17 protein-coding genes and 1 riboswitch are annotated in these 22195 nt (G+C 28.4%); of the genes, 3 read left to right on the top strand and 14 right to left on the bottom strand.

What is annotated here, in order from left to right; all coding sequences use genetic code 11:
• Nucleotides 1-113 precede the first annotated feature (113 nt).
• The 4 genes from IC758_RS12560 to IC758_RS12575 all read right to left on the bottom strand — a co-directional run bounded on the left by IC758_RS12560 (nt 114) and on the right by IC758_RS12575 (nt 5695).
• A complete protein-coding gene (locus IC758_RS12560; RefSeq protein ID WP_227830688.1) occupies nt 114-2033 on the bottom strand; it encodes a PTS fructose transporter subunit IIABC in 1920 nt (639 codons plus the stop codon).
• 39 nt (nt 2034-2072) lie between these two features.
• Nucleotides 2073-2990, bottom strand: a complete 918-nt coding sequence (gene pfkB, locus IC758_RS12565) for a 1-phosphofructokinase (RefSeq protein ID WP_227830689.1) — start codon at nt 2988-2990, stop codon at nt 2073-2075.
• Nucleotides 2991-3164: 174 nt separating this feature from the next.
• On the bottom strand, nt 3165-4943 hold the full coding sequence (locus IC758_RS12570) for a BglG family transcription antiterminator (RefSeq protein ID WP_227830690.1): 1779 nt from the start codon (nt 4941-4943) through the stop codon (nt 3165-3167).
• 11 nt (nt 4944-4954) lie between these two features.
• The gene (locus tag IC758_RS12575; protein WP_227835379.1) at nt 4955-5695 is read right to left on the bottom strand and encodes a tyrosine-protein phosphatase; all 741 of its coding nucleotides are present in this window, start codon (nt 5693-5695) and stop codon (nt 4955-4957) included.
• A 292-nt stretch (nt 5696-5987) separates the two neighbouring features.
• On the opposite strand from IC758_RS12575, the gene ytvI reads away from it, so the two are divergent.
• Nucleotides 5988-7049: a sporulation integral membrane protein YtvI gene (gene ytvI, locus IC758_RS12580; RefSeq protein ID WP_227835756.1), complete on the top strand. Its 1062-nt coding sequence runs from the start codon at nt 5988-5990 to the stop codon at nt 7047-7049.
• A gap of 65 nt (nt 7050-7114) precedes the next feature.
• Here the strand turns inward: ytvI and IC758_RS12585 are convergent, their stop codons facing one another.
• Nucleotides 7115-8368 (bottom strand): flagellar protein FliS, encoded by a 1254-nt coding sequence (locus tag IC758_RS12585; RefSeq protein WP_227835757.1) that lies wholly within the window; start codon nt 8366-8368, stop codon nt 7115-7117.
• A 107-nt stretch (nt 8369-8475) separates the two neighbouring features.
• Complete coding sequence (locus IC758_RS12590; RefSeq protein WP_227437319.1) at nt 8476-10593, bottom strand: DNA topoisomerase III; 2118 nt, start codon at nt 10591-10593, stop codon at nt 8476-8478.
• Between the two features lie 428 nt (nt 10594-11021).
• Nucleotides 11022-11110: riboswitch (glycine riboswitch) on the top strand.
• A 187-nt stretch (nt 11111-11297) separates the two neighbouring features.
• Here IC758_RS12590 and IC758_RS12595 point away from each other — a divergent pair.
• Nucleotides 11298-12665 carry an alanine/glycine:cation symporter family protein gene (locus IC758_RS12595; protein WP_227437321.1) on the top strand — a complete coding sequence of 456 codons (1368 nt, stop codon included), beginning with the start codon at nt 11298-11300 and terminating at the stop codon, nt 12663-12665.
• 181 nt (nt 12666-12846) lie between these two features.
• Here the strand turns inward: IC758_RS12595 and IC758_RS12600 are convergent, their stop codons facing one another.
• From IC758_RS12600 to IC758_RS12630, 8 genes are all read right to left on the bottom strand, one after another.
• The gene (locus IC758_RS12600) at nt 12847-13494 is read right to left on the bottom strand and encodes a class II aldolase/adducin family protein (protein ID WP_227437322.1); all 648 of its coding nucleotides are present in this window, start codon (nt 13492-13494) and stop codon (nt 12847-12849) included.
• A gap of 17 nt (nt 13495-13511) precedes the next feature.
• Entirely contained in the window at nt 13512-14198 is a 687-nt protein-coding gene (gene araD, locus IC758_RS12605; RefSeq protein ID WP_227437324.1) for an L-ribulose-5-phosphate 4-epimerase, read from the bottom strand.
• A gap of 68 nt (nt 14199-14266) precedes the next feature.
• A complete protein-coding gene (locus IC758_RS21035) occupies nt 14267-14401 on the bottom strand; it encodes a hypothetical protein (protein ID WP_255619346.1) in 135 nt (44 codons plus the stop codon).
• A gap of 19 nt (nt 14402-14420) precedes the next feature.
• Complete coding sequence (locus tag IC758_RS12610) at nt 14421-15479, bottom strand: galactitol-1-phosphate 5-dehydrogenase (RefSeq protein ID WP_227824119.1); 1059 nt, start codon at nt 15477-15479, stop codon at nt 14421-14423.
• Between the two features lie 350 nt (nt 15480-15829).
• Nucleotides 15830-17236, bottom strand: a complete 1407-nt coding sequence (locus IC758_RS12615) for a PTS galactitol transporter subunit IIC (RefSeq protein WP_227845648.1) — start codon at nt 17234-17236, stop codon at nt 15830-15832.
• Between the two features lie 188 nt (nt 17237-17424).
• Entirely contained in the window at nt 17425-17727 is a 303-nt protein-coding gene (locus IC758_RS12620; RefSeq protein WP_227432742.1) for a PTS sugar transporter subunit IIB, read from the bottom strand.
• A gap of 118 nt (nt 17728-17845) precedes the next feature.
• The gene (locus tag IC758_RS12625; protein WP_227432741.1) at nt 17846-18292 is read right to left on the bottom strand and encodes a PTS sugar transporter subunit IIA; all 447 of its coding nucleotides are present in this window, start codon (nt 18290-18292) and stop codon (nt 17846-17848) included.
• A gap of 31 nt (nt 18293-18323) precedes the next feature.
• Nucleotides 18324-21221, bottom strand: a complete 2898-nt coding sequence (locus IC758_RS12630; protein WP_227482773.1) for a sigma 54-interacting transcriptional regulator — start codon at nt 21219-21221, stop codon at nt 18324-18326.
• Between the two features lie 483 nt (nt 21222-21704).
• Here IC758_RS12630 and IC758_RS12635 point away from each other — a divergent pair, with 483 nt between their 5' ends.
• A complete protein-coding gene (locus tag IC758_RS12635; protein WP_227432739.1) occupies nt 21705-22127 on the top strand; it encodes a DUF3284 domain-containing protein in 423 nt (140 codons plus the stop codon).
• The last annotated feature ends 68 nt before the right edge of the window (nt 22128-22195 follow it).

Here is a 22195-nt window from a genome sequence, read left to right on the forward strand (position 1 = left end):
AGTAAATTTTTTTAAATAATAAAAACTGACTGTCAGTTAAATGTCAGTCAGTTATTTTATAATAATTTCATTTAAATATATCTAAAATTATCCCTTTTAATACTCTTTGGTTATTATGCGCTTTGATTTAGTGGTTTTTTAAGTAGTGCTAAAAGCATCATTCCAACTACAGCACCTACAATTATAGCCACTATATATCCAAGTGGATGAGTAACTACTGGTATAACAAATACTCCTCCATGAGGTGCACGAAGAGCTGCATTAAATAGCATACTAAGTGCTCCTGCTACTGCTGAACCTCCAATACAAGCTGGTATAACATGAAGTGGGTCTCCAGCTGCAAAAGGTATTGCTCCCTCTGTTACAAATGATAACCCCATTACATAGTTAACTTTACCAGACTCTCTTTCTTCTTTTGTAAATCTATTTTTGAAGAATGTAGTTGCAAGAGCTATAGCAAGTGGAGGAACCATACCACCAGCCATTACTGCTGCCATTATTTCAAATTGCCCTGATTCAAGAGATGCTACACCAAATACATAAGCTGCTTTATTCACAGGTCCACCCATATCTACAGCCATCATTCCACCCAACACTAATCCTAAAACTATTTTTGAAGTTCCACCTAAACTATTTAGGAATCCAACCATAGCATTATTAATTGCTGTAACTGGAGGTATTACTAGAAATGTCATTATAACGCCCATCAAAAGGGTTCCAAATAAAGGATATAATAATACTGGTTTTATTCCTTCTAATGAAGTTGGTAATACATTAAATATTTTCTTAAGTCCTTCTACCAAATATCCTGCTATAAAACCTGCAAGTAATGCTCCTAGAAAACCTGAACCACCATCTCCTGCAAGAGCTCCTCCCACAAAACCTACAACAAATGCAGGTCTATCAGATATAGAATATGCTATATAACCTGCAAGTACAGGTAACATAAATCCAAATGCTTTATCTCCAATTCCCTTAAAAAATGCTGCTATTGGTGTATTTGAACCGAAATGTGAAGGGTCAATAGAGTAATCATCAAGTAAGAATGCCAAAGCTATAAGTATACCTCCACCAATAACAAATGGCAACATATTAGACACACCATTCATTAAATGCTTGTAGACTTTTCTAAATCCACTTTCGTTTTCTTCACTTGATTCGTTGTGACTTCCTTCTTCTCCATGATAAATTGGAGCATCTCCATTTACAGCTTTATCTATAAGTTCTTCCGCTTTGTGTATACCATCAGCAACCTTAGTTTTTATAACTTTTTTGCCATTAAATCTGGCCATTTCAACATTTTTATCTGCTGCTACTATTATACATGTAGCATTTTCTATCTCTTCTTTTGTAAGTCTATTCTTAACACCTGCTGAACCATTAGTTTCTACTTTTATAGAGATACCTTTACTTTCAGCCATTTTATTTAAACTTTCAGCTGCCATAAATGTATGTGCTATTCCTGTTGGACACGCTGTTACTGCTAAAACTTGAGGATACTTACTAATATTTTTATCTTTATTATTTAAAACATCCTCTTTACTAATTTCTTCATCCTGATATTCTTCACTGAATTTTTCTCTTTCTTTTTTATCTATTATTTCTTTGAATTCTCTTGCTGAATTTGAATTTATAAGTTTATTTCTAAAATCTTCATCCATAAGTATTGTAGATAATCTAGATAATACTTCAAGATGTGTATTATTAGCTCCATCTGGTGCAGCTATCATAAAAAATAAATTTGACAAACTTCCATCAAAAGATTCATAATCTATACCTTCCTTTGATACAGCTGCTGCTATACAAGCTTTAGTAACTGCTGTAGTCTTAGCATGAGGAATAGCTACACCTTCTCCAATTCCTGTTGTACTCATCTCTTCACGGGCTAAAATTGCTTTCTTATAATTTTCTTTATCATTTAAATTACCACTATTTTCAACTAAATCAACTAGTTCTTCTATTACTTCTGGTTTATTTTTTGACTTTAAATTTAATTTAATTGATTTTTCATCTAATAAATCTATAATTTTCATAAGTTCTCATTTCCTCTCTATATATTTTTTAGGTTATTTTTAAAATCTTTTAACAGATATTTCGTTTACTAATTTATCAATATATTTTCTTTCAGCTAAATCATATGAAAAAGCAGTTGCACTTCCTGAAGCTGCACCTAATTTAAGAGCATAATCATATTCACCAGTACTTAGATATCCAGATATAAACCCTGCTACCATAGAATCTCCTGCTCCTGCAGAATTTTTTACAGTTCCTTTTGGTACATCACTTATAAATACTTCATTATCTTCTGTAATCAGTAATGCACCATCTTTACCCATTGACACTAAAACATTTACAGCTCCCATTTCTTTTAACTTTTTAGCATACTTTACTATATCTTCATTTGAATTTAATTTAACACCAAATATTTCCTCTAGCTCATCATTATTAGGTTTAATTAGGAAAGGCTTATATTTTAATACATTAAGAAGAAGATTTTTTGTTGCATCTACAACAATTTTTATATTCTTTTCTTCTAGTCTAGACATTATATTTTCATATAATTTTTCATCTAAAGTAGATGGTATACTACCTGCCAATATTAAAATATCATCTTGATTTAATTTATCAAGTTTTTTATATAATAGGTTGATGTATTCATCACTTATATTGGGTCCTTGTCCATTAATTTCGGTTTCCTCTGACACTTTTATTTTTACATTTATTCTTGAAAAACCGTTTTTCAATTTTATAAAGTCTGTTTTTAATTTTTTTTCCTCCAATGTTTTTACTATATATTCACCAGTAAAACCACTTATAAAACCTAATGATGTATTGTCATGTCCAAGTTCTTTAAGTATACAAGACACATTTATACCTTTTCCTCCTGGATAAACGTATTCTTCATTTACACGATTTGTACTTCCTGTATTTAATTCATCTAATTCAACTATATAATCTATTGATGGATTTAATGTTACTGTATAAATCATTTTGCCACCTCTTTTTATTTATTTATCTTATGTTTATATCTTAACTCCATATTAATATCCCTGAAAGTCAAAAAATTTCTCTTAATTAAAAGAGAAATTTATCGTTTTTATCTTATTTAGTTTTATATTATCCAAATTTGCATGTGTATATACAACACTATGTTCTATATATATCTATTTAAACATGTTTACAAATTTTTCGAAATTGCTATTTTCACATATGCTTATAACTTTCGCTATGGAGTCTACTCTTTTGTATATGTTTGAAAATATAACTTCATAATCTAATATTTTATCTTTATCAAGTGCCAACATTATTATTAAGCGCACATCTGATATTTCCCAAGCAATTGGTTTTTTTAGTATTCCAATTGCTATTTTATTATCATAAACCTTTCCAATAGCTCCATGTGGTATAGATACCATGTTGCCTATTTCTGTTGTTGCTATTTTTTCTCTCTCAAAGTAAGAATTTTTCATGTCATCATCTATATAACCTTTTTGTACAAGTTCACTTGCCATAAAATCAATAACTTCTTCTTTATATTTAAAATCTAAGTCAGTAAAAAACAACGCACTATCAAATAAGTTTTTTATATCTAAATCCAAATATACATTTCCTGTTTCTATATATTTTTCAATTAATTTAATTTCCTTTTCACTCAACATTGGAGAGATGTTTATTACTGGTATATCACCTATTTCAATAGGTACAGTAGATATTACAAAATCAACATCTATAACCTTTACATATTCAACTAGATATGAAGGAATAACCTTTAATATTTCTAGCTTTTCTCTAAATATATTCTCTAATTTAGCTTTTATTAACATTGAGGTACCTATACCTGATGTACAAACTATTATCGCTTTGAAAACCTTATCTTTATTATTATAGGATGCCCTCTCAATAGCACCTCCTATATGTAGAGCTATATTTGCAACTTCATCTTCGTTGATTTCTATTTTTAAATCTTGTTCTATTGTTTTTTTAGCTATATTAGCTAACTCAAAGGCAAAAGGATACTTTATTTTAATATCTTGTGCTATTATAGGCGATTGATTCATGCCTAACTTTATTTTCTTACACAAGCTACTAATATGCTTATATAAATATTCTTCAAATATATCATCATTGCTTATATCTATTGACGTAGCTAGCTTTAAATTTTTACAAAACGTTCTTATCGAATTTATTATAATCTCTTTGTTCTGTTCATTTTCCAATATTGAACTTCTTTTGTTGCTATAAGTTTCTACATAGTCCTTTATAAACTCTCTTTCATCATACTTATGCCTGCTCAAAATAACTAATATATTATTTAATACATTCTTAAATTCTATATCAGTTAGTACTAATCCATTTTCATTTAATGCGTCTAATAGTATTTTTTTTATTATTAACTTTTTTTCTTTTATATCGTCATTTAAAAAATCATTTAGACTGAGTTGGTTGTCTCTCTTATTACTTAAATCAATTATACAATTTAATATCTTATCTTCATTTTCAGAGATACATATACCTTGTTTATGCTTAGATTTAACAGAAATTGAATACTTATCAAATATCCTCTTGACTTCTTTTAAGTCATTTTTTACTGTTGAAACACTTACATACATAGAATCTGCTAAATCTTCAAGCCTTATAGTATTTTTTTCTTCATTGCTTAAAGTTAGTATTTTTCTTATTATATATTCTACCCTATCTACATCATCATAAAGGTTACTATTTAAATTCACTTCATCAAAGCTTCCCTCTAACTTATAACCAACACCTCTTATTGATAAAATTTTACCATTTTTAAGCTGTTTGTTAATATCCTTTATTTCATTTTGTATAGTCTTTGAAGAACACCCTATTTCTTGGCTTAAGGCAAGTCCACTCATTGTATCTTTTGAATTTAACAGTATCTTTATTATATTTATCTGTCTAGCTGTTATATTTAAACTCATAAAATCACCTTTTACTCTAGATATTGATTTCTCAATTTTTTTATCTCTTCTTTATTTAAATTAAATTCTCCATATAGATACTCTTCTACACTATTGTATTCCTCATCAATTCTTCTAAAGGCTGTATTCATATATTCTTCATTTACACCAAATATATAATTTAATCTTTCTTTTGGAATATCTTTAAATTTAGGCTTACATTCTATAAACCTTTCTATTTCCTTATCTGCAAACTCATTGCTTTTTAGATAATCTTTCATTATATTTTCTCTTGATACACCCAAAATCATAAGAATTATAGCACTTCCTACACCAGTTCTATCCTTACCAGCTGTACAATGATTTAGTACTGGCAAATTAGAGTAATCTTTTATAAGTTCTACTAGCTTTTTATATGAAGGATTATTTACAGGTAGATTATAGTAGCTATTATTTAGCATATTAAACGCACCATCTTTTTCAAATAAACTCTCAATCATATCTTCGATAGAGCCAAAACGACCTCCTGATTCTTCTAATTCTCTCATTGCTGGAATTCTTATATTTTTTATATTTGATATTATTGTTGATGGATGTTTACGTGCCTCTTCATCACTCCTATAATCAAATACATATTTGATATTTAAGTCTTTTAAAATCTTTATATCATTCCTACTCAAATTTGACAACTTTGCAGACCTATAAAATAAACCATACTTTACAGTTCTACCATCCTCTGTTTTATTTCCACCTAAATCTCTAAAGTTTTTCATCTTACCACCTCTTAAAAATTCTCTATCATATGATAAGTTATCTACTATATTTAGCTCAAACATTATAAATTAATTTTATCACAATTTTATGCTATTTATTTAAAATATTTTTTCGTATTTGCTTAATAATTTTAAAATACAAAAGTATATCTTTATACAAAATTAACCTAAATTTTACATAATTTATTTACTACATAGAAGCTTTATAGTTTATAATCAATATACAGTAGTATATTTTATACAAATAAGACCATATTTAGAATAATATCAAATACATTGGAGGTTTTATATTATGGACATTCAAAAGCAAAAGAGCTTTATAATTAAATTTACATATGTAGTTTTAATAGCAAGTATTATATATGTTGTCTTAAAATTCTTATTTCCATTATTAATGCCTTTTGTGATTAGTTTTATCATTGCCTTTATTTTAAGACCTATTATAAAACTTATTACAGATAATACAAACTTAAACTGTACATTTATTTCTGCGGTAGTACTTTTAGCCTTTTATGGATTAGGAATATTTTTATTAGTTAGTTTTGGTGCAAAAATATTTGCAAGTATAAGCGACATATTTTTTAGACTTCCTGATATATATAAATCAGGTATACAGCCAACATTAAACACCTTATTTTCTAAGATAGATGCTAGTACACCTAATGTTAATCTAGCATTGATACTTGGTTGGGATAATATCAGTCAATCTATGATGTCTTTAGTTGCCTCTATTTCAACAAATGCACTTAATGCTATTGCAAGTATTGCAAGTAAAACACCTGCATTTATGTTGAAACTTATTATAACTTTAATTGCTTCTTTCTTCTTTACATTTGACTATCAAAAAATAGTGAACTTTATTTTAAGACAGTTTCCAGAAAAAAGTCAGACAATGATAATCAATATAAAAAATAGTAGTATCAATGCTATTTTAAAATTGTTAAAAGCATATGCCATACTACTATCAGTAACATTTGTAGAACTTCTTATTGGTCTTAATATCCTACAAGTTGAAAATGCATTTACTATATCTGTCATAGTTGCGCTTGTCGATATTTTACCAGTATTAGGCACAGGAAGTATCTTAACTCCTTGGATGATTATTTCATTAATCAATGGAAATATACATTTGGCAATAGGGCTTTTAATACTATACATCATCATAACTGTTGTTAGACAAATATTAGAACCAAAAGTAGTAGGACAACAAATTGGTCTGTATCCTTTAATAACACTAATGTGTATGTTTGTTGGTGCTCAACTATTTGGAATAGCTGGATTATTTGGCTTTCCTATTGCGGCTACAATCATTAAAAATCTACATGATAATGGGATTATTACTGCATTTAAATAACTTAAAATCAATATTTTATTTAAACTTAAAATAGTGAGATATGTATTATACATCTCACTATTTTTCTACTTTGCACATATAGTATCAATCATTTCTTTATATTCATTTTCATTATTTAAAAAATCAATATTTTTAAATTTTTTTCGCATCTTTTCTTTAATTTCCAATGAATAAGATATCGTATATGGAAGAAATCTCTCTATTTTTTTTATATATTCTATAGAAAAAAATTCAGCATTATAAGCTATAGAAAACAAAATCAACATTAAACAATCATTTTTTATCATGTCTGTTATAGCTTCATTTCTACTGTTAATTTTAAAGTTTTCTATTAATTCAATAGTAAAGTTTATTAACTTATTTGCAATTTCATCCAATAAACCCTTTTTTGACATCTCTGTCATAATAGTCTTATGATTACACTTTAAATCTTCTTTTATATCCTGTAAATCATCAGATATTTGTAATAAAAATCCATAACCAATACAAAACTTTACCTCTTCATTTGTCATAAGCCCATTTATTAAATATCCATCTACTAAAACAGATGAACCTCCCTTTTCAATAGAAATAGATAATATTTCGTCTTTATGCAAATAAGTCTCCTTATCCTGCTGTTTTAAACTCTTTACTTGGCTTTCAAATATTAATAACAATGACTCATATATTTCTTTAAAATCTTCTCTAGGATAAACCTCTTCAATATAATCTATCATCTGAGATACTTTACTTTCATGACAGTTATTAGGTTTAATTTTTTCTCCTAAGAGTCTTTTTTCTAACCAACGATTGAATAAGGCTTTATCCATTTCATTTGTCTTTGTATTATCTAAATAATTGTCTGTATATGGATATAACATACTATATGCAAAACTTGCTTTTGAATAATAGACATCTTTTCCAAATAATAATTGCAGTGCATTTGAAATCCATACATTTCTCATGGCCTGCATAATATCTTCTATAGGTAAATCATCATCAAATCCTCTAGCATCTCTGATAAATTGTTTTGTTATTTCTAAGAATTTTTTTCTATCTTCTACATTCATTTTCTCTAATTTAAAAATATTCTCTTTTTCTAGTGTTTTTTGCAAAAAAGCTTCACCTTTTTTTATCCACATTTTTCTTAGAACAACATCACTTGGACACTTTTCTAAGTGAACTGATACTTTATCTATCAATTTATCTAATTCGCCTTCACACTTTTTTTGTGAATCTTCACTATATGTTTCTATTTTTTTACATAATTCGATACTTGAATTATTCCATATATCTTTACATTTGTCACAATAGCATTTAAATATATAATTTAATCTCATTTGACATCCCTACTTTCATGTCTAAACTATACCCTATATTATATCAGTACATATAACTAATATATAGTTAAAGTTATGATTGTGTATAATATTGCCATGAAAACTATTTATTTTTTCAACTTAGCTAAAGCTTCTGCAAATGGATTATTAAATACTTCTTGATTTTTATTTTGATTTTTTAGATATTGATTAACATCTTTCTTTGATGCTTTCTTTTTTTCCTCTTGTTTTCTTTTATTAAAAGAGGATAATTTTTCCCTGTACCCACAACTACAAGTAAATATTCTTCCTTCACCTTCACCACGAAGTTCTAATTTTTTATGACAATTAGGGCATCTTGAATTAGTTGTTTGTGATATGGTTTTTCTAGTATTACACTCTCTATCTTCACAAATTAACATTTTACCTTTCTTACCATTTACCTCTAGCATAAATTTACCACATTCTGGGCATCTATTTTTAGTTAAATTATCATGTTTAAATTTGCTATCACTACTTTTTACTTCTAATACAATAGCTTTTGAATAATCCTTCATATCATTTATAAATGTATTTTTATTAAGCTTCCCTTTTGAAATATCTAATAATTTCTTTTCCCACGATGCTGTAAGTTCTGGTGTCTTTAAGTCCACAGGAACTAAATCTAACAGTTGTTTTCCTTTTGATGTTATATATATATCTTTATTTTTCTTTTCCATCAAAAATGAATTGAATAATTTTTCTATTATATCTGCTCTAGTAGCAACTGTACCAAGTCCACTTTTCTCCATAGATGTTAAAAGTGTAGCCTCATTTAAGTATGGTGGTGGATTTGTCCTTCCTGAAGTCATCTTCAAGCTTTTAACTTTAAGAATATCTTTTTCCAACACATTTGGAATGCTTTCATATTCATCTTCATCATCCATATCTTTATAGCTTTCTTTCCAACCTAGATTTATTACTTTATTGCCTTTGGCTTTAAATGTCTCGCCCTCTATAGTTGCACTTATAGTTGTCTGTTCATATTCAAAGGGAGGACTTAATACTGCCAAAAACCTTTTTACGACAAGATTATATATTTTTCTTTCTTTATCTGTAAAATCACTCATAAACACTTTTTGCTCTGTTGGTATTATGGCATGATGGTCTGTTACTTTTGAATTATCAACAAAAGACTTATTAGATACAATATTACTTTTTAATAACTTATTACAAACCTTCGAATAATCACTAACATTTACAGCTTTTATTCTATCTTTTAATGTCCCAACAATATCCGAAGTTAGATACCTAGAATCAGTTCTAGGATAAGTAAGTACCTTATGGTGTTCATATAGTTTTTGCATTATAGATAATGTTTCTTTTGCTGAAAATCCAAACATTTTATTTGCATCTCTTTGTAATTCTGTTAAATCATAAAGCGCAGGTGAATATTTTTTCTTATATGATTTATTTACTTCAGATATTTTAACATCTAAATCTTTTACTTTTTTTGATACACCTTCCATCTTTTCTTTACTAAAAGTTGAGGAATTATTATTTTTATCATTCCAAATAAACTTTATATCTGAGTTGCCCTTTGTTGCAATTATCTCCAATCCATAATATTCTTTAGGTTTAAAATTTCTTATTTCTTCTTCTCTTTTCAATATCATAGCAAGAGTAGGAGTCTGCACTCTTCCACAAGAAAGCTGTGCGTTATACTTTGTTGTTAAAGCTCTAGTTGCATTTATTCCAATAATCCAATCGGCTTCTGCTCGTGCTATTGCTGAATAGTACAAATTTTCATATTCTTTACCACTTTTTAGTTTTGCAAAACCTTCTTTTATTGCTTTATCTGTACTTGAAGAAATCCAAAGACGTTTTAAAGGTTTTTTTACTTGAGATTTCTCTATTATCCATCTTGCTACAAGTTCTCCTTCTCTCCCTGCATCTGTTGCTATAACTATTTCATCTATATCATTTCTGTTCATTTGAGCCTTCACTGTATTAAACTGCTTTCCACTTTTTTTTATTACAACAGTCTTTAGATACTTAGGAAGTATTGGTAAATCTTCTAAACTCCATGATTTGTATCTTTCTCCATAACTTTCAGGGTCAGCAAGTGTAACCAAATGACCTAGTGCCCAGGTAACAATATACTTTGGTCCCTCTATATATCCATTTTTTTCATTTTTTGAACCCAAAACTTTTGCTATATCTCTTCCCACAGAAGGTTTTTCTGCTAGTACTAATATTTTTCCCATTTTAAAATACTTCCTTTCTCTTTCTCCAATCTTACACTACACTTAAAAGCTAAATAAATATACTTTTTCTTAACATTGTAACTATAATATTACCATAATTAAATCAATTCTAATTAATTATTTAATATTTTCTTCTTTTTTTATCACAAACCTATATTTAATTTGATTTACACACCTACTATCCTATTTATTTTTACGTATATTATTTAAATTTGTAAGTTTATAATTCGTAATTAGACTTATATTTTTATATTTTTTTCCTGTTTTTAAATTTTTTAGTTGACAAAACACAAAACCTTATATTAATATTATTAATACAATAAGCTATGACAAATCAATATCCGGTTAAGATTTTATAGAAGAGTTGCCATATGGCACACCGAAGGAGTAACACTCTCAGGTACTTTTTTAAAGTAGGACTGTAAAATTTACGGAACTCTGGAGAGACCCATTATGGGCGCCGAAGGGGCAAGGCATTTGTGCTCAATCTCTCAGGCAAAAGGACAGGGATTATCTACCAAAACTAGTATTATTAATACTTTTATTTTGGTTGCTAATTAGTGTATATCCAGAGCTGAATCTATTTTAGATTTAGCTTTTTTTATTACACTAGAAATTATTAATAAATTATACTAATTTCCTGTCAATTACTTCATTAAAAATTCTATTGATTGTGTAAAGCAAAAAAATGAGGGAGTGTTTTTATGAATCTAATTGATATTTTAAACAAAGTTGATGCTTTTATTTGGGGACCGCCCCTGTTGGTACTACTAGTTGGTACTGGTATATTACTTACTGTTAAACTTGGCGTTGTGCAAATAACAAAACTTCCACGTGCTCTTAAGCTAATATTTGCTGCTGAAAATAAAGGTAGTGGTGATGTTTCAAGTTTTGCAGCTTTATGTACTGCATTGGCTGCTACAGTTGGTACTGGTAATATCGTTGGGGTTGCCACAGCAATTAAAGCTGGTGGACCTGGTGCACTTTTTTGGATGTGGATAGCTGCATTCTTTGGGATGGCTACTAAATACTCAGAAGGTGTCCTTGCAATAAAATACAGAACTAAAGATAAAAATGGTCAAGTATCTGGTGGACCTATGTACTACATAGTAAATGGTATGGGAGAAAAATGGAGACCTCTTGCAATATTCTTTGCTATAAGTGGTATATTAGTTGCACTTTTAGGAATAGGTACTTTTACTCAAGTAAATTCAATAACAGACGCTATCAATAGTAGCTTTGGAGTGGACCCTAGAATTACAGGTGTTGTACTAGCAGTATTTGTAGCTTTAGTTGTATTTGGAGGTCTTAAAAGTATATCTAATGTTGCTACTAAGATAGTACCTTTTATGGCAGTTATCTATATTGTAATCTGTGGAGTCATTTTAATATCTTATTGGAATAAAATACCTGAAACTTTTGTATTGATAATTAAAAGTGCATTTACACCTACTGCTGCAACTGGTGGTTTTCTAGGTGCAACTATGTCACTAGCAATTAGAAATGGTATCGCCCGTGGTGTATTTTCAAATGAATCTGGTTTAGGTAGTGCTCCAATAGCAGCTGCTGCTGCTAAAACTGAGTGGCCAGCAGAGCAAGGACTTATCTCTATGACAGGAACTTTTATAGATACTATTATAATCTGTACACTTACTGGATTTTCTCTTGTTATATCAGGTGTTTGGTGTTCAGACTTAAATGGTGCTGTTATGACTCAAGCAGCTTTTAATGGTGCTATTCCTACATTTGGACCAATATTACTTACAGTTAGCTTAACATTATTTGCATTCACTACAATTTTGGGGTGGAGTTATTATGGAGAAAGATGTTTTGAATTCCTATTTGGTGTAAAAGGTATGAATGGATATAGAACTGTATTTGTAGCTATGGTATTATTAGGTGCATTCTTAAAGTTAGAAGTAGTTTGGATAATTGCTGATATTGTAAATGGACTTATGGCAATACCTAACTTAATAGCTTTGCTTGCACTATCACCTATAATAGTATCTGAAACTAAAAAATACTTTGAATATATAAATTCTCCAGAAAATCAACTAAAAAGAAATGCATAAGTAGAAATATATAAATAAAAAATATAAAACCCTAAACCAATATAAGAATCGATTTAGGGTTTTATATTATTTTTGTTTTAAATGAATATATCAGATTAAATATATTTACTTAGGAAGTACTACACTATATAAAGAAGCTAATATCTATTATAGTTCATCTATTTAATTTAAATCATCCTAATTAAAATTTTATTTCATCTGGATATTTCCATGCTTTAAATTCATTAATATCTACTGCCTTAGGTTCTTTAAATTGATTTAATACTAAAGACCTATAGTATATTTCTGCTACTTCTTCTACATATCTCGATTTTAACAAAGCATCTTCAAGGTCATTACTTACAGTTGTCAATCCATGCCTTTCTAATAAACATGCATCCGTATCTAATAATAACTTTGAAACACTTTTGGCTAGTTCCAAAGTCCCTGGTCTTTCATATGGAGCTATGTCTACATAACCACCATAATTAACTGACTCATATACAATTGGTATAATTGGTTTATTTGCCACTGAAAATGCTGTTGCATAGAGAGAATGTGTATGCGATATAGCATTTACATTTGCTCTCACTTTGTATATTTCAATATGCATTAGTACCTCACTACTAGGTTTAATACCTTTCTCAGCTTCTATTACATTCCCATCCAAGTCTAATACACAAATGTGTTCTGTCTTCAATTCTTCTCTTCCTATACCTGAAGGTGTTATAAGTATATATCCAGTATCCTTATCTCTAATGCTAAAATTACCAGCTTTTTCCTTACACAAGCCATAATTCTCTGCTTTAATTGCTACTTCTACAATTTTAACTTTTAAAGATTCTAGCATAATTTACCTCCAGATAGTTATTTTTGACCATAGTATGCATTTTTACCATGTTTTCTTGAAAAATGCTTGTTCATAAGTAATCTATCCATAGTATTCTCAGGACTCATTAATTCTGTATAATATGCCATCTTTGCAACTTCTTCTAAAACCACTGCATTATGAACAGCCTCTTTTGCATTTTTACCCCAAGTAAAAGGACCATGGTCATTTACAATTACTCCTGGACAGTGTATTGGGTTTTTCCCCATAAATTCTTCAACAATTACATTACCAGTTTCTCTTTCATACTCACTACTTATTTCTTCTCGAGTCATTTTTCTAGTACATGGTATACTTCCATAAAAATAGTCTGCATGAGTAGTCCCACATGCTGGTATAGATTTACCTATTTGAGCCCAAGTTGTAGCCCAACTTGAATGTGTATGTACTATACCTCCTAATTCCTCAAACTCTTTATATAAAACTAGATGAGTTGGAGTGTCTGAAGAAGGTCTTAATCTACCATCTACTATATTCCCATCTAAATCAACTACTACCATATCTTCTACAGTCATCTTATCATACTCAACACCACTTGGTTTTATTACTACTAACCCTTTTTCTCTATCTATTCCACTTACATTTCCCCATGTATAAGTGATTAATCCTCTTTTAGGTAATTCCAAATTTGCTTTTAATACTTCTTCTTTTAGAGTCTCTAACATTCTGATTCCTCCTATATTTTTTTGATAAAATTTATTTTTAGTTTACTTTTATTATTGATTATATTTATTTAGAATGATTTTGCAGTACTAACTATATTTTCTACAGTCAATCCATAATAGTTTAATAGAGATTCTGGATTTCCTGATTGACCAAATTCATCATTTATACCTATCCTCTTTACTACAACAGGGTTTTTATTCATTTTTATACCTCTTAAATTTTTATATTTCTACTAGGATTTTATTAAAATTTATTTCTCTGTTTGCCATTTTACGCAGAAATTCTCCTACCTCATTAAGACCTATTTTATGTGAAATCATTGGTGTAAAAATAATATCTCCTTTTCCCATAAAATCTAATGTTGCGGTCCATGCTCTTCCAGGATAAGGACTTGTATATGAATTCCAAGAACCTTTCAAAGTAAGTTCTCCACGTAATATGCTCTCCGCAGCTTTTGCACTAAGTGGTAATTCTGTATGCGAAATACCTACAAATACTATAGTTCCTCTTTTTTTTGCTATAAGTAGAGATTGCTCTTGAGTGAACCTACTACCAGCAGTCTCTATGACAATATCAGCACCACCATTAGTTATTTTTTTTATTTCTTCAATTGCATCTACTTCTTTTGAATTTACTGTATAGTTCGCTCCTAGACCTTTAGAAAGTTCTAGCTTTTCATTGAAAATATCAACAGCTATAATTTTAGATGCTCCAAAAACCTTTGCCCATTGTAAAGCAAACTGACCTATTGGACCACACCCTAGTACAACTACACTATCTCCTACCTTAATATCTGCTTTTGCAATCCCATGATATGCTATAGTTGCTGGTTCAATTCCAGCAGCAGTTTCATAATCTAATGTATCTGGTAATTTTAAAACATGCTCTTCAGGAACTTTCACATACTCTGCTAAAGCTCCATTTACTCTTGTCCCAATTATATTGTAGTCATTACATAATCCGAAATTCCCCTCTTTACAATAACCACATTCTCCACAAGGAACTAATGGAGCAACAGCTACTCTATCTCCTACTTTAATGCTCTTTACTTTTGACCCTACTTTAGCAACTTCACCAGAAAACTCATGTCCTAAGATTAATGGATATGCTGTACCTCCACTCAATCCACTAACCATAGACCTAGGTAAATCCGAGCCACATATTCCAACATATTTAACATTTACAAGTACTTCTCCATCTGTTATTTCTGGTATATCAACCATTTCATATCTAACATCACCTATATCATATAGTACTGATGCTCTCATCTTATTTGCCATATAAACCTCTCCCTTCATGCTATACACTTATATATAGCAATATTTATGCCATACAAAAAACAAATAATTCATATCTACAAATACCTTACATACAAAGCATTTTGACAATGTATAATACATTTTATAAAATCAAATTACATTATTGTATAAATATAAAAAAATATGTTTTAAATAACAAAATAAAATTCATAAAATTAATAGTTGAGTACAATAAAACAGAATCCTAATATTTATCAAAATAAAAAGAAATCTACATTTCATTTATAGCTTTTCAGATAATCTCTGATACTCCTATAAAATCAATTATAGATTTCTTGATTCATTGTTTTCTTATATTTAATAAACTTAAGCTATGCTACTACAGGTTCTTCTGCAACATTTTTAAGTGCTTGTTTTTCTAAATATTCAAGTATACTTATTTTATTCTTTCTAAATAATGCCCATAAGACAAAGTAAATTACAACTGCTAATCCTATATAAATTGGATTTGCACTTAAGAATGCAAAGAACACTAACCCCATCAAAGGTTTTCCTAGTATATTGAAACTTGTTATAAGCATAGCTCCAGCTGGTATAGCAACACCTACACTTGTAGCCATATCTGTAAATAATGGAGCTGTAGATGTACATATATATAATCCTAATCCAAACCATATTATACCTGAAACTATTACTTTTGGTATATTACCATTATGTACTGCAACTAAACCTTGTACCATATATGGAATTGCAAGTAAGTCTACAACTGGTAATACCTGATTACCTGGAAGTATCATAGCTACTACAAGCATTATTGGAATTAAGATAAGACCTGATATTAAAGTTGCAGGTTCACCATATCCCACAGCATCATTTACTGCTATATACCACTCGCGATTTCCAGCTTTTTGCATAATCTTTCTAGCAGCTTCTGTTATAGGTGCAAATGCTTGAGCAAACATACTTGCTACTTTTGGGAATATTGCCATAACAGCACTTGTAGATATACCAACTTTCATTATTTCTCCCCAAGCTTCCATAGTAGTTATTCTAGTCATATTACCTAGTATACCAATAAACATACCCAAAAAAAGACCTAGAGTAATCGGCTCACCTAAAAATCCTAATTTCTTTTCTAGTTCTTTAGGGTTTAACTTTATTTTATTTAGTCCAAGTTTGTTATATATAGGGTCTGCAAATACTGCAAAGACAGAAGCTTCAACATTGTGCATAGCTATTATTGTACAATTAGGATATCTATAATAACTAGACCATCTCTTTGCAACTAATTCTGATATTAATAAACTGTATAAGTTTAACAAGACCATACATCCTATACCTAAAGGGAAATTGCCTGTCACTCCTATTACCATTGCTCCCCAAACCATATAAGAATAATTATTCCATAAATCTGATGGTTGGAATACATCTGTCCACTTTACTAAAAATAAAATAGTTTGCAATAATATTCCAAGACCTAAGTATATCATACCTGCACTTGTTGAAAATGCAACTAATGATGTAGCTTGCCAACCAACATCAAACACAGGTAAATTTACTCCTGTACTATCTACCATTCTATTAATTACTGGTGTTATTATTGGTGTAAATGAATTTAATATTAACGTAAAACCTTGCAAAGCAACACCTGCATATACAGCTGAAAGAAACGATTTCTTAGTAGTCACTTTAAATATTTTTGCTATTATGAATATTATAATTGGAACTATAATTGCAGAACCAAATGTATCGATTATAGATTTCATAAATGTTAACATCTTTTACCCTCCTATTTCTAAACATTTATCAAATTAATTAAATATGTCTAAATAAATATCTTTTTGTTGTCATTTTTATTCTAATAAATTCTTAAATGATGCCACTTTAATTAAATTTATTTTGATAGTAGTTATTTGAATAATAGTTTATTATAGTATCTAAATTATTAATTTAAATACTATAAACACTATTTATTTAAACTATCAATAACCTTTAAAACTTCTTCAAAGAATGCATCTTCTCCTATACCAGTAAGACAAGCAAATGCATTTATAGTTGGTATTCCGTAATCACCTGATTGAAGTGGGCTTGTAAATGTTATAAAATCAAATCTTCCTGATTGTGCCAAATTTAATGCTTCTGTTGGTCTAGCCTCTGTTGTTGTAATAGATATACCCTTATCTCCTAATACTTCTTTTAATTTACCTGCCACCATTGATGATGTAACTGTTCCTGAACCACATACTGATAATACGTTAAATTGTTTCATAATAATTTCCTCCTAATATTATATTTAAGTTTTATTTTATATAAATTAAATTGCTCAAAAGTTAATACTGCTTTTAAGTTTCTAATTTTCTATTATTTACTTCTAAAACATCTTTTCATTATATTTCTATAAAATTTAATAATTCAGCTACTTCTTCTTTTGTTGATGCATTTTTTATATCTCTCAACAGCTTTATATTCTGAAAAACTGACATTAAATCTTTTAATAATTTTACTTGAGAGTCTGGATTCTTTACTGCTAGTAAAAATACAAGCTCCACATCTAATTTATCTGTTGGGTCTATCATTGAATTAAATTTTACTGGATTTTTCAATATTCCTACAGCTACATTAGATTCATTTACATGTTGTGAGTCTGTATGTGGAATCGCAACACACATTTCTCCAATATTAAGCCCTGTAGGTAATGTTTTTTCTCTTTTCAAAACGGCATTTATATATGTATTTTTTACATATTTTTTTTGATACATTTTATTTCCTAATTCTCTGATAATACTTTCATAATCATTAGCTTCTAAGTCTAATGATATTAAATCTACATTCATTACTCTAACTCCTCTCAAATTGTTGCTATATCTATATATTTTTAAATTTATCAAATATAATCTTCTTAAAATCTTCTTTATCAAAACACTGTTTAGCACTATTCATAAACTTTTCATCTTTTAAAATTTCAAGAACATTCTTAACAATATCTTTATCATTAGTCTTAAAAACTGGCATAAATACAAAATTCACATTGCCTACACCCCAGTCAATAGGGTTTTTTAATTTAATAAAAACAAATCTTGTACTATTTACTGTAGAAGAATCTCCATGAGGTACACCTGTAGCCCCTTTAGAATAGGTTGGAAGCATTTCTTCTCTATGTAGAACTGAATCCAAATAATCTTTTTCCACATATCCTTTATTGATAAGAATTGAACATACATATTCTAGTAAATCCTTTTTAAAATATATATCTGGCTCAAATATTACTAAATCCTCATCAAGCATTCTTCCATATCCTTTGATTTGACTATCATCTTGCTTTTTTGAAAGATATATATCTAGGTTTTTAAAAACATCTTTATTATATGGAATAAAATTTATACCTGGTATTTTGGGATTTATTGTACCAACAATGGCTAATATATTATTTTTTTCTCTTAATTTTTCAATTTTATAGGGAAGATTCTCATCCAAAGCACTCATTTGATAACATTTAGTATTGTTGTACTTTTCTTCTAATGTTTTGCTTATGTACTTAGCGGTTCCCTCTCCAGTAAGACATAAGGCTACAATTGCATTGGTTTTATCTATATGCTTTTCCAGTTCATAATTATATCCCATCCTATCTTTTACAAGAGAAAAAAACATTTCATCAAGTTCTTCATCTCCCATAGAAACTTTCCTAGCTGCTTCTAATGCCATTAAAAGATCTACTCTATCAATAGTTTTAGTATTTATGTTAGTTCTCTTATTTACTATTTGTCCTATATTTGTAAGTGACCCAATATCAACTAGAAATAATATTCCTTTCCCTTGGTCTATTATTTTTGACAACTCCACCGCCTTGTTATATATATTCATTGGTTTTTCATCTAAAGGCATGTCTATGGCCACAGGAAATTTTACTCCCAAAAGCTCTTTAACAACATTTACAGTTTCTGTAGCTATACGACCATGAGAGATTATTATCAATCCAACTTTATCTTTTTTTACTTCATTCTTTAAGGCTGATTTTATATAAAGTGTTATAAATCCAATCTCATCTTCTGGAATCTTAATTTCATTTGTATCTTCAATTTTTATTGCAAAGCGTTTTGCTATTTCATATTCTTTTGAAAAATCTATTTTTATTTTTTCTAAGTTTACATTTATTATCTTTTGATTTAGTTTAATCCTTTTTATTGCTTCTTCTAAATGTATTGCTAGATATTTAAATGCATTTTTATTTACTTCTAAATTAGTATTTTTTTCAATTATATTATTCATTAGCTCTTTTACCAGTTTTACTAGACTATCACTTACAAAGCTATTTAAATCACTCATTGAGAAGATTTCTTCATCGTTTTCTAGATTAAACTTTATGTCAGCAAATCTATTTAAAACAAAAGTCCATAAAATGTTTTCTATGTCAATATCTTCAATATCTAGAGACTTTAAATCATAATATTTCTTTTCAATTGTTTTATATATATCCTCTGGTAGTATGTACTCATCATTCACAATATTTTCTTTTATTGAGGATTCCTCTACATTAAATGGTATAAATATAGCATTTTTTAAATACTTTCTTATTTCTGTGTATTCAACCTCTTGAAAAGCAGCATCTTTGAAAGAATCCTTAAGCTTTAAAACTTCATTTATATCTACTACTACTATTGATTCACAATCTTCATCTTTAGAATTTATAAACTTCATAAAAGCTCTTGCACAAAGAACCTGAATCATATTTTGTAATTGCCCTATATTTCCACTAAATTTTTTTAATGCAAGTATTTCAATCACATTTTTATCTACAAATATTTTTGCATTTATTCTGTTACACTCTTGTTGAAAGATATTGTATATAAGGTCTATTTTTTCTTTTAACAGTCTATCATGTAATGATGGTAATGTTATTAGCATTGGTATTCTTCTTCTAAATGTCAACAATAAATTAGTCTCTACGTTTTCAGTAGTTGCTCCAATCAGTATCATGCTTACCTTTCTTTCAGCATTAGTTTCACCTAATCTTCTAAATTTGCCTCTGTCTAAAATAGAAAATAGTATTTCTTGACCTTTTGGAGGTAATCTATGAATTTCATCTAAAAATAAAACTCCTCCATCAGCTTCTTCTACAAGACCTGGGGTATCATATTCAGCTCCTGTAAATGCACCTTTTTTATATCCAAATAATAAAGATAACAATAATTGTGGATTATCACTGTAATCAGCACAGTTAAATACAACAAAATTAGAATTTTCTTTTATTACCTTTTTTTTCTTTGCAAACTCATACATATGTTTAGAAAATAAACTCTTACCAACTCCACTTTCTCCTACAATTAAAGTTGGAAGACCTTTTGGAGGATACAATATAGCAGACTTTGCTTGTTCTACAGCATTTCTAAGACTTCCCTTATTTCCAATCAAAGTTTCAAACGGGTCGCTTGATTTTTCTTCAATTACCTCTACGATTTCCATTTCTAAACTTTCTTTAGGTAAAATTTCCTCTACAACTCTTCTTGATATATTGAATCCTTCTGTCATCAACTCTCTGGTAATTTCTGAAATAGAAATATCCTTGCTGTTTTGCAATATTGCTGAAATCGCTGACTTTAAATAAGGATATCTTCTTTGTCTCGAATTACTTATATTGAGTTCTTTCCTTAGATTAGTTATATTTTCTCTAGTTGTATTTAAAAACTTTGCTATTTGAACATCTGTTAGTGGGTCTTTTTTATTTTCTGTATTTATGATGTTTACAAGTTTATCTCTCAACTCCATGCTTGATAACTCCTTTCTTGATAAATATATAAGCAACTATCGTGCCATACTTATTTCAATACTTTTTTTCTTTGCAACGCTTGTAAATGACTACTTTTTCATAGGCATTCATACATTTTGATAAACATTTGCTTTTTGTACATTTAGTAATTTACTAAATGTATTAACTGTTTTTGATTGCTGATATTATAATTCATAATATAGATTATCATATAAATTAGTTATAAAATTAGGATTGAAAAGTTTATTTAATTAGATATAATATTATATATCTACTCAACAAAGAATTTATGAACCTTTATGCTTTTAACACTTTCTGTTTTTAAATTTTAATTCGATATAATAGTATTTTATTAAATTCTCATATACACAGTAATTTAATCATATCTCTAACTGAGGTATGACTTTATATGACATATTATACTATTTTATTTATAAAAATAATTTACAAGTATTAAAATTACACACAGAGAGGAAAATAATATGAAAACATTTAAATCTGAAGCTTTATTGAAATACTCTGCAAAAGATATATTTAATATATTTATAAAATCTGCAAGACTAAATTTCCCTAATTTTAACGAGAAGAGGGCGGTAGGTACATTTGTACAACAAAAAAATAATAAAAGATTTAAGGTTGAAATAACTAATTTTGAGAAGAATAGAATATATGAGATAAAAACAAGCAATAACAGAGAAAGTTTTATTACTAGATATGAACTTATACATATTGATTTAGAAAATACAAAACTTATTTTCACTGAAAGTGAAAGTGATAGAAATATATTTGGAAAAATTAATTCACTTATTGTAAGAATCTTATTTGGAAAAAGACAACCAGATGAATTTAATAATTTTATAAAAAAATTAGAACTAGAACTAGCAAATAAAAAGATTAATTCATAAATATAAATTAAATACTATTGTACTTAAAAACAATTAAATATATTTATTATAGAAATTAAATAGTTAAA

The sequence above is a fragment of the Clostridioides sp. ES-W-0016-02 genome (genome assembly GCF_020641035.1).
In the GTDB taxonomy this organism is placed as follows: Bacteria; Bacillota; Clostridia; order Peptostreptococcales; family Peptostreptococcaceae; genus Clostridioides.

What these genes read in the sequence shown, in the direction of transcription:
- ytvI (WP_227835756.1), top strand. Translation starts at nt 5,988, where the DNA reads ATGGACATTCAAAAGCAAAAGAGCTTTATAATTAAATTTACATATGTA.
- IC758_RS12570 (WP_227830690.1), bottom strand. Translation starts at nt 4,943, where the DNA reads ATGAGTTTAAATATAACAGCTAGACAGATAAATATAATAAAGATACTG.
- IC758_RS12560 (WP_227830688.1), bottom strand. Translation starts at nt 2,033, where the DNA reads ATGAAAATTATAGATTTATTAGATGAAAAATCAATTAAATTAAATTTA.
- araD (WP_227437324.1), bottom strand. Translation starts at nt 14,198, where the DNA reads ATGTTAGAGACTCTAAAAGAAGAAGTATTAAAAGCAAATTTGGAATTA.
- IC758_RS12600 (WP_227437322.1), bottom strand. Translation starts at nt 13,494, where the DNA reads ATGCTAGAATCTTTAAAAGTTAAAATTGTAGAAGTAGCAATTAAAGCA.
- IC758_RS21035 (WP_255619346.1), bottom strand. Translation starts at nt 14,401, where the DNA reads ATGAATAAAAACCCTGTTGTAGTAAAGAGGATAGGTATAAATGATGAA.
- IC758_RS12585 (WP_227835757.1), bottom strand. Translation starts at nt 8,368, where the DNA reads ATGAGATTAAATTATATATTTAAATGCTATTGTGACAAATGTAAAGAT.
- IC758_RS12575 (WP_227835379.1), bottom strand. Translation starts at nt 5,695, where the DNA reads ATGAAAAACTTTAGAGATTTAGGTGGAAATAAAACAGAGGATGGTAGA.
- IC758_RS12630 (WP_227482773.1), bottom strand. Translation starts at nt 21,221, where the DNA reads ATGGAGTTGAGAGATAAACTTGTAAACATCATAAATACAGAAAATAAA.
- IC758_RS12620 (WP_227432742.1), bottom strand. Translation starts at nt 17,727, where the DNA reads ATGAAACAATTTAACGTATTATCAGTATGTGGTTCAGGAACAGTTACA.
- IC758_RS12615 (WP_227845648.1), bottom strand. Translation starts at nt 17,236, where the DNA reads ATGTTAACATTTATGAAATCTATAATCGATACATTTGGTTCTGCAATT.
- IC758_RS12595 (WP_227437321.1), top strand. Translation starts at nt 11,298, where the DNA reads ATGAATCTAATTGATATTTTAAACAAAGTTGATGCTTTTATTTGGGGA.
- pfkB (WP_227830689.1), bottom strand. Translation starts at nt 2,990, where the DNA reads ATGATTTATACAGTAACATTAAATCCATCAATAGATTATATAGTTGAA.
- IC758_RS12625 (WP_227432741.1), bottom strand. Translation starts at nt 18,292, where the DNA reads ATGAATGTAGATTTAATATCATTAGACTTAGAAGCTAATGATTATGAA.
- IC758_RS12590 (WP_227437319.1), bottom strand. Translation starts at nt 10,593, where the DNA reads ATGGGAAAAATATTAGTACTAGCAGAAAAACCTTCTGTGGGAAGAGAT.
- IC758_RS12635 (WP_227432739.1), top strand. Translation starts at nt 21,705, where the DNA reads ATGAAAACATTTAAATCTGAAGCTTTATTGAAATACTCTGCAAAAGAT.
- IC758_RS12610 (WP_227824119.1), bottom strand. Translation starts at nt 15,479, where the DNA reads ATGGCAAATAAGATGAGAGCATCAGTACTATATGATATAGGTGATGTT.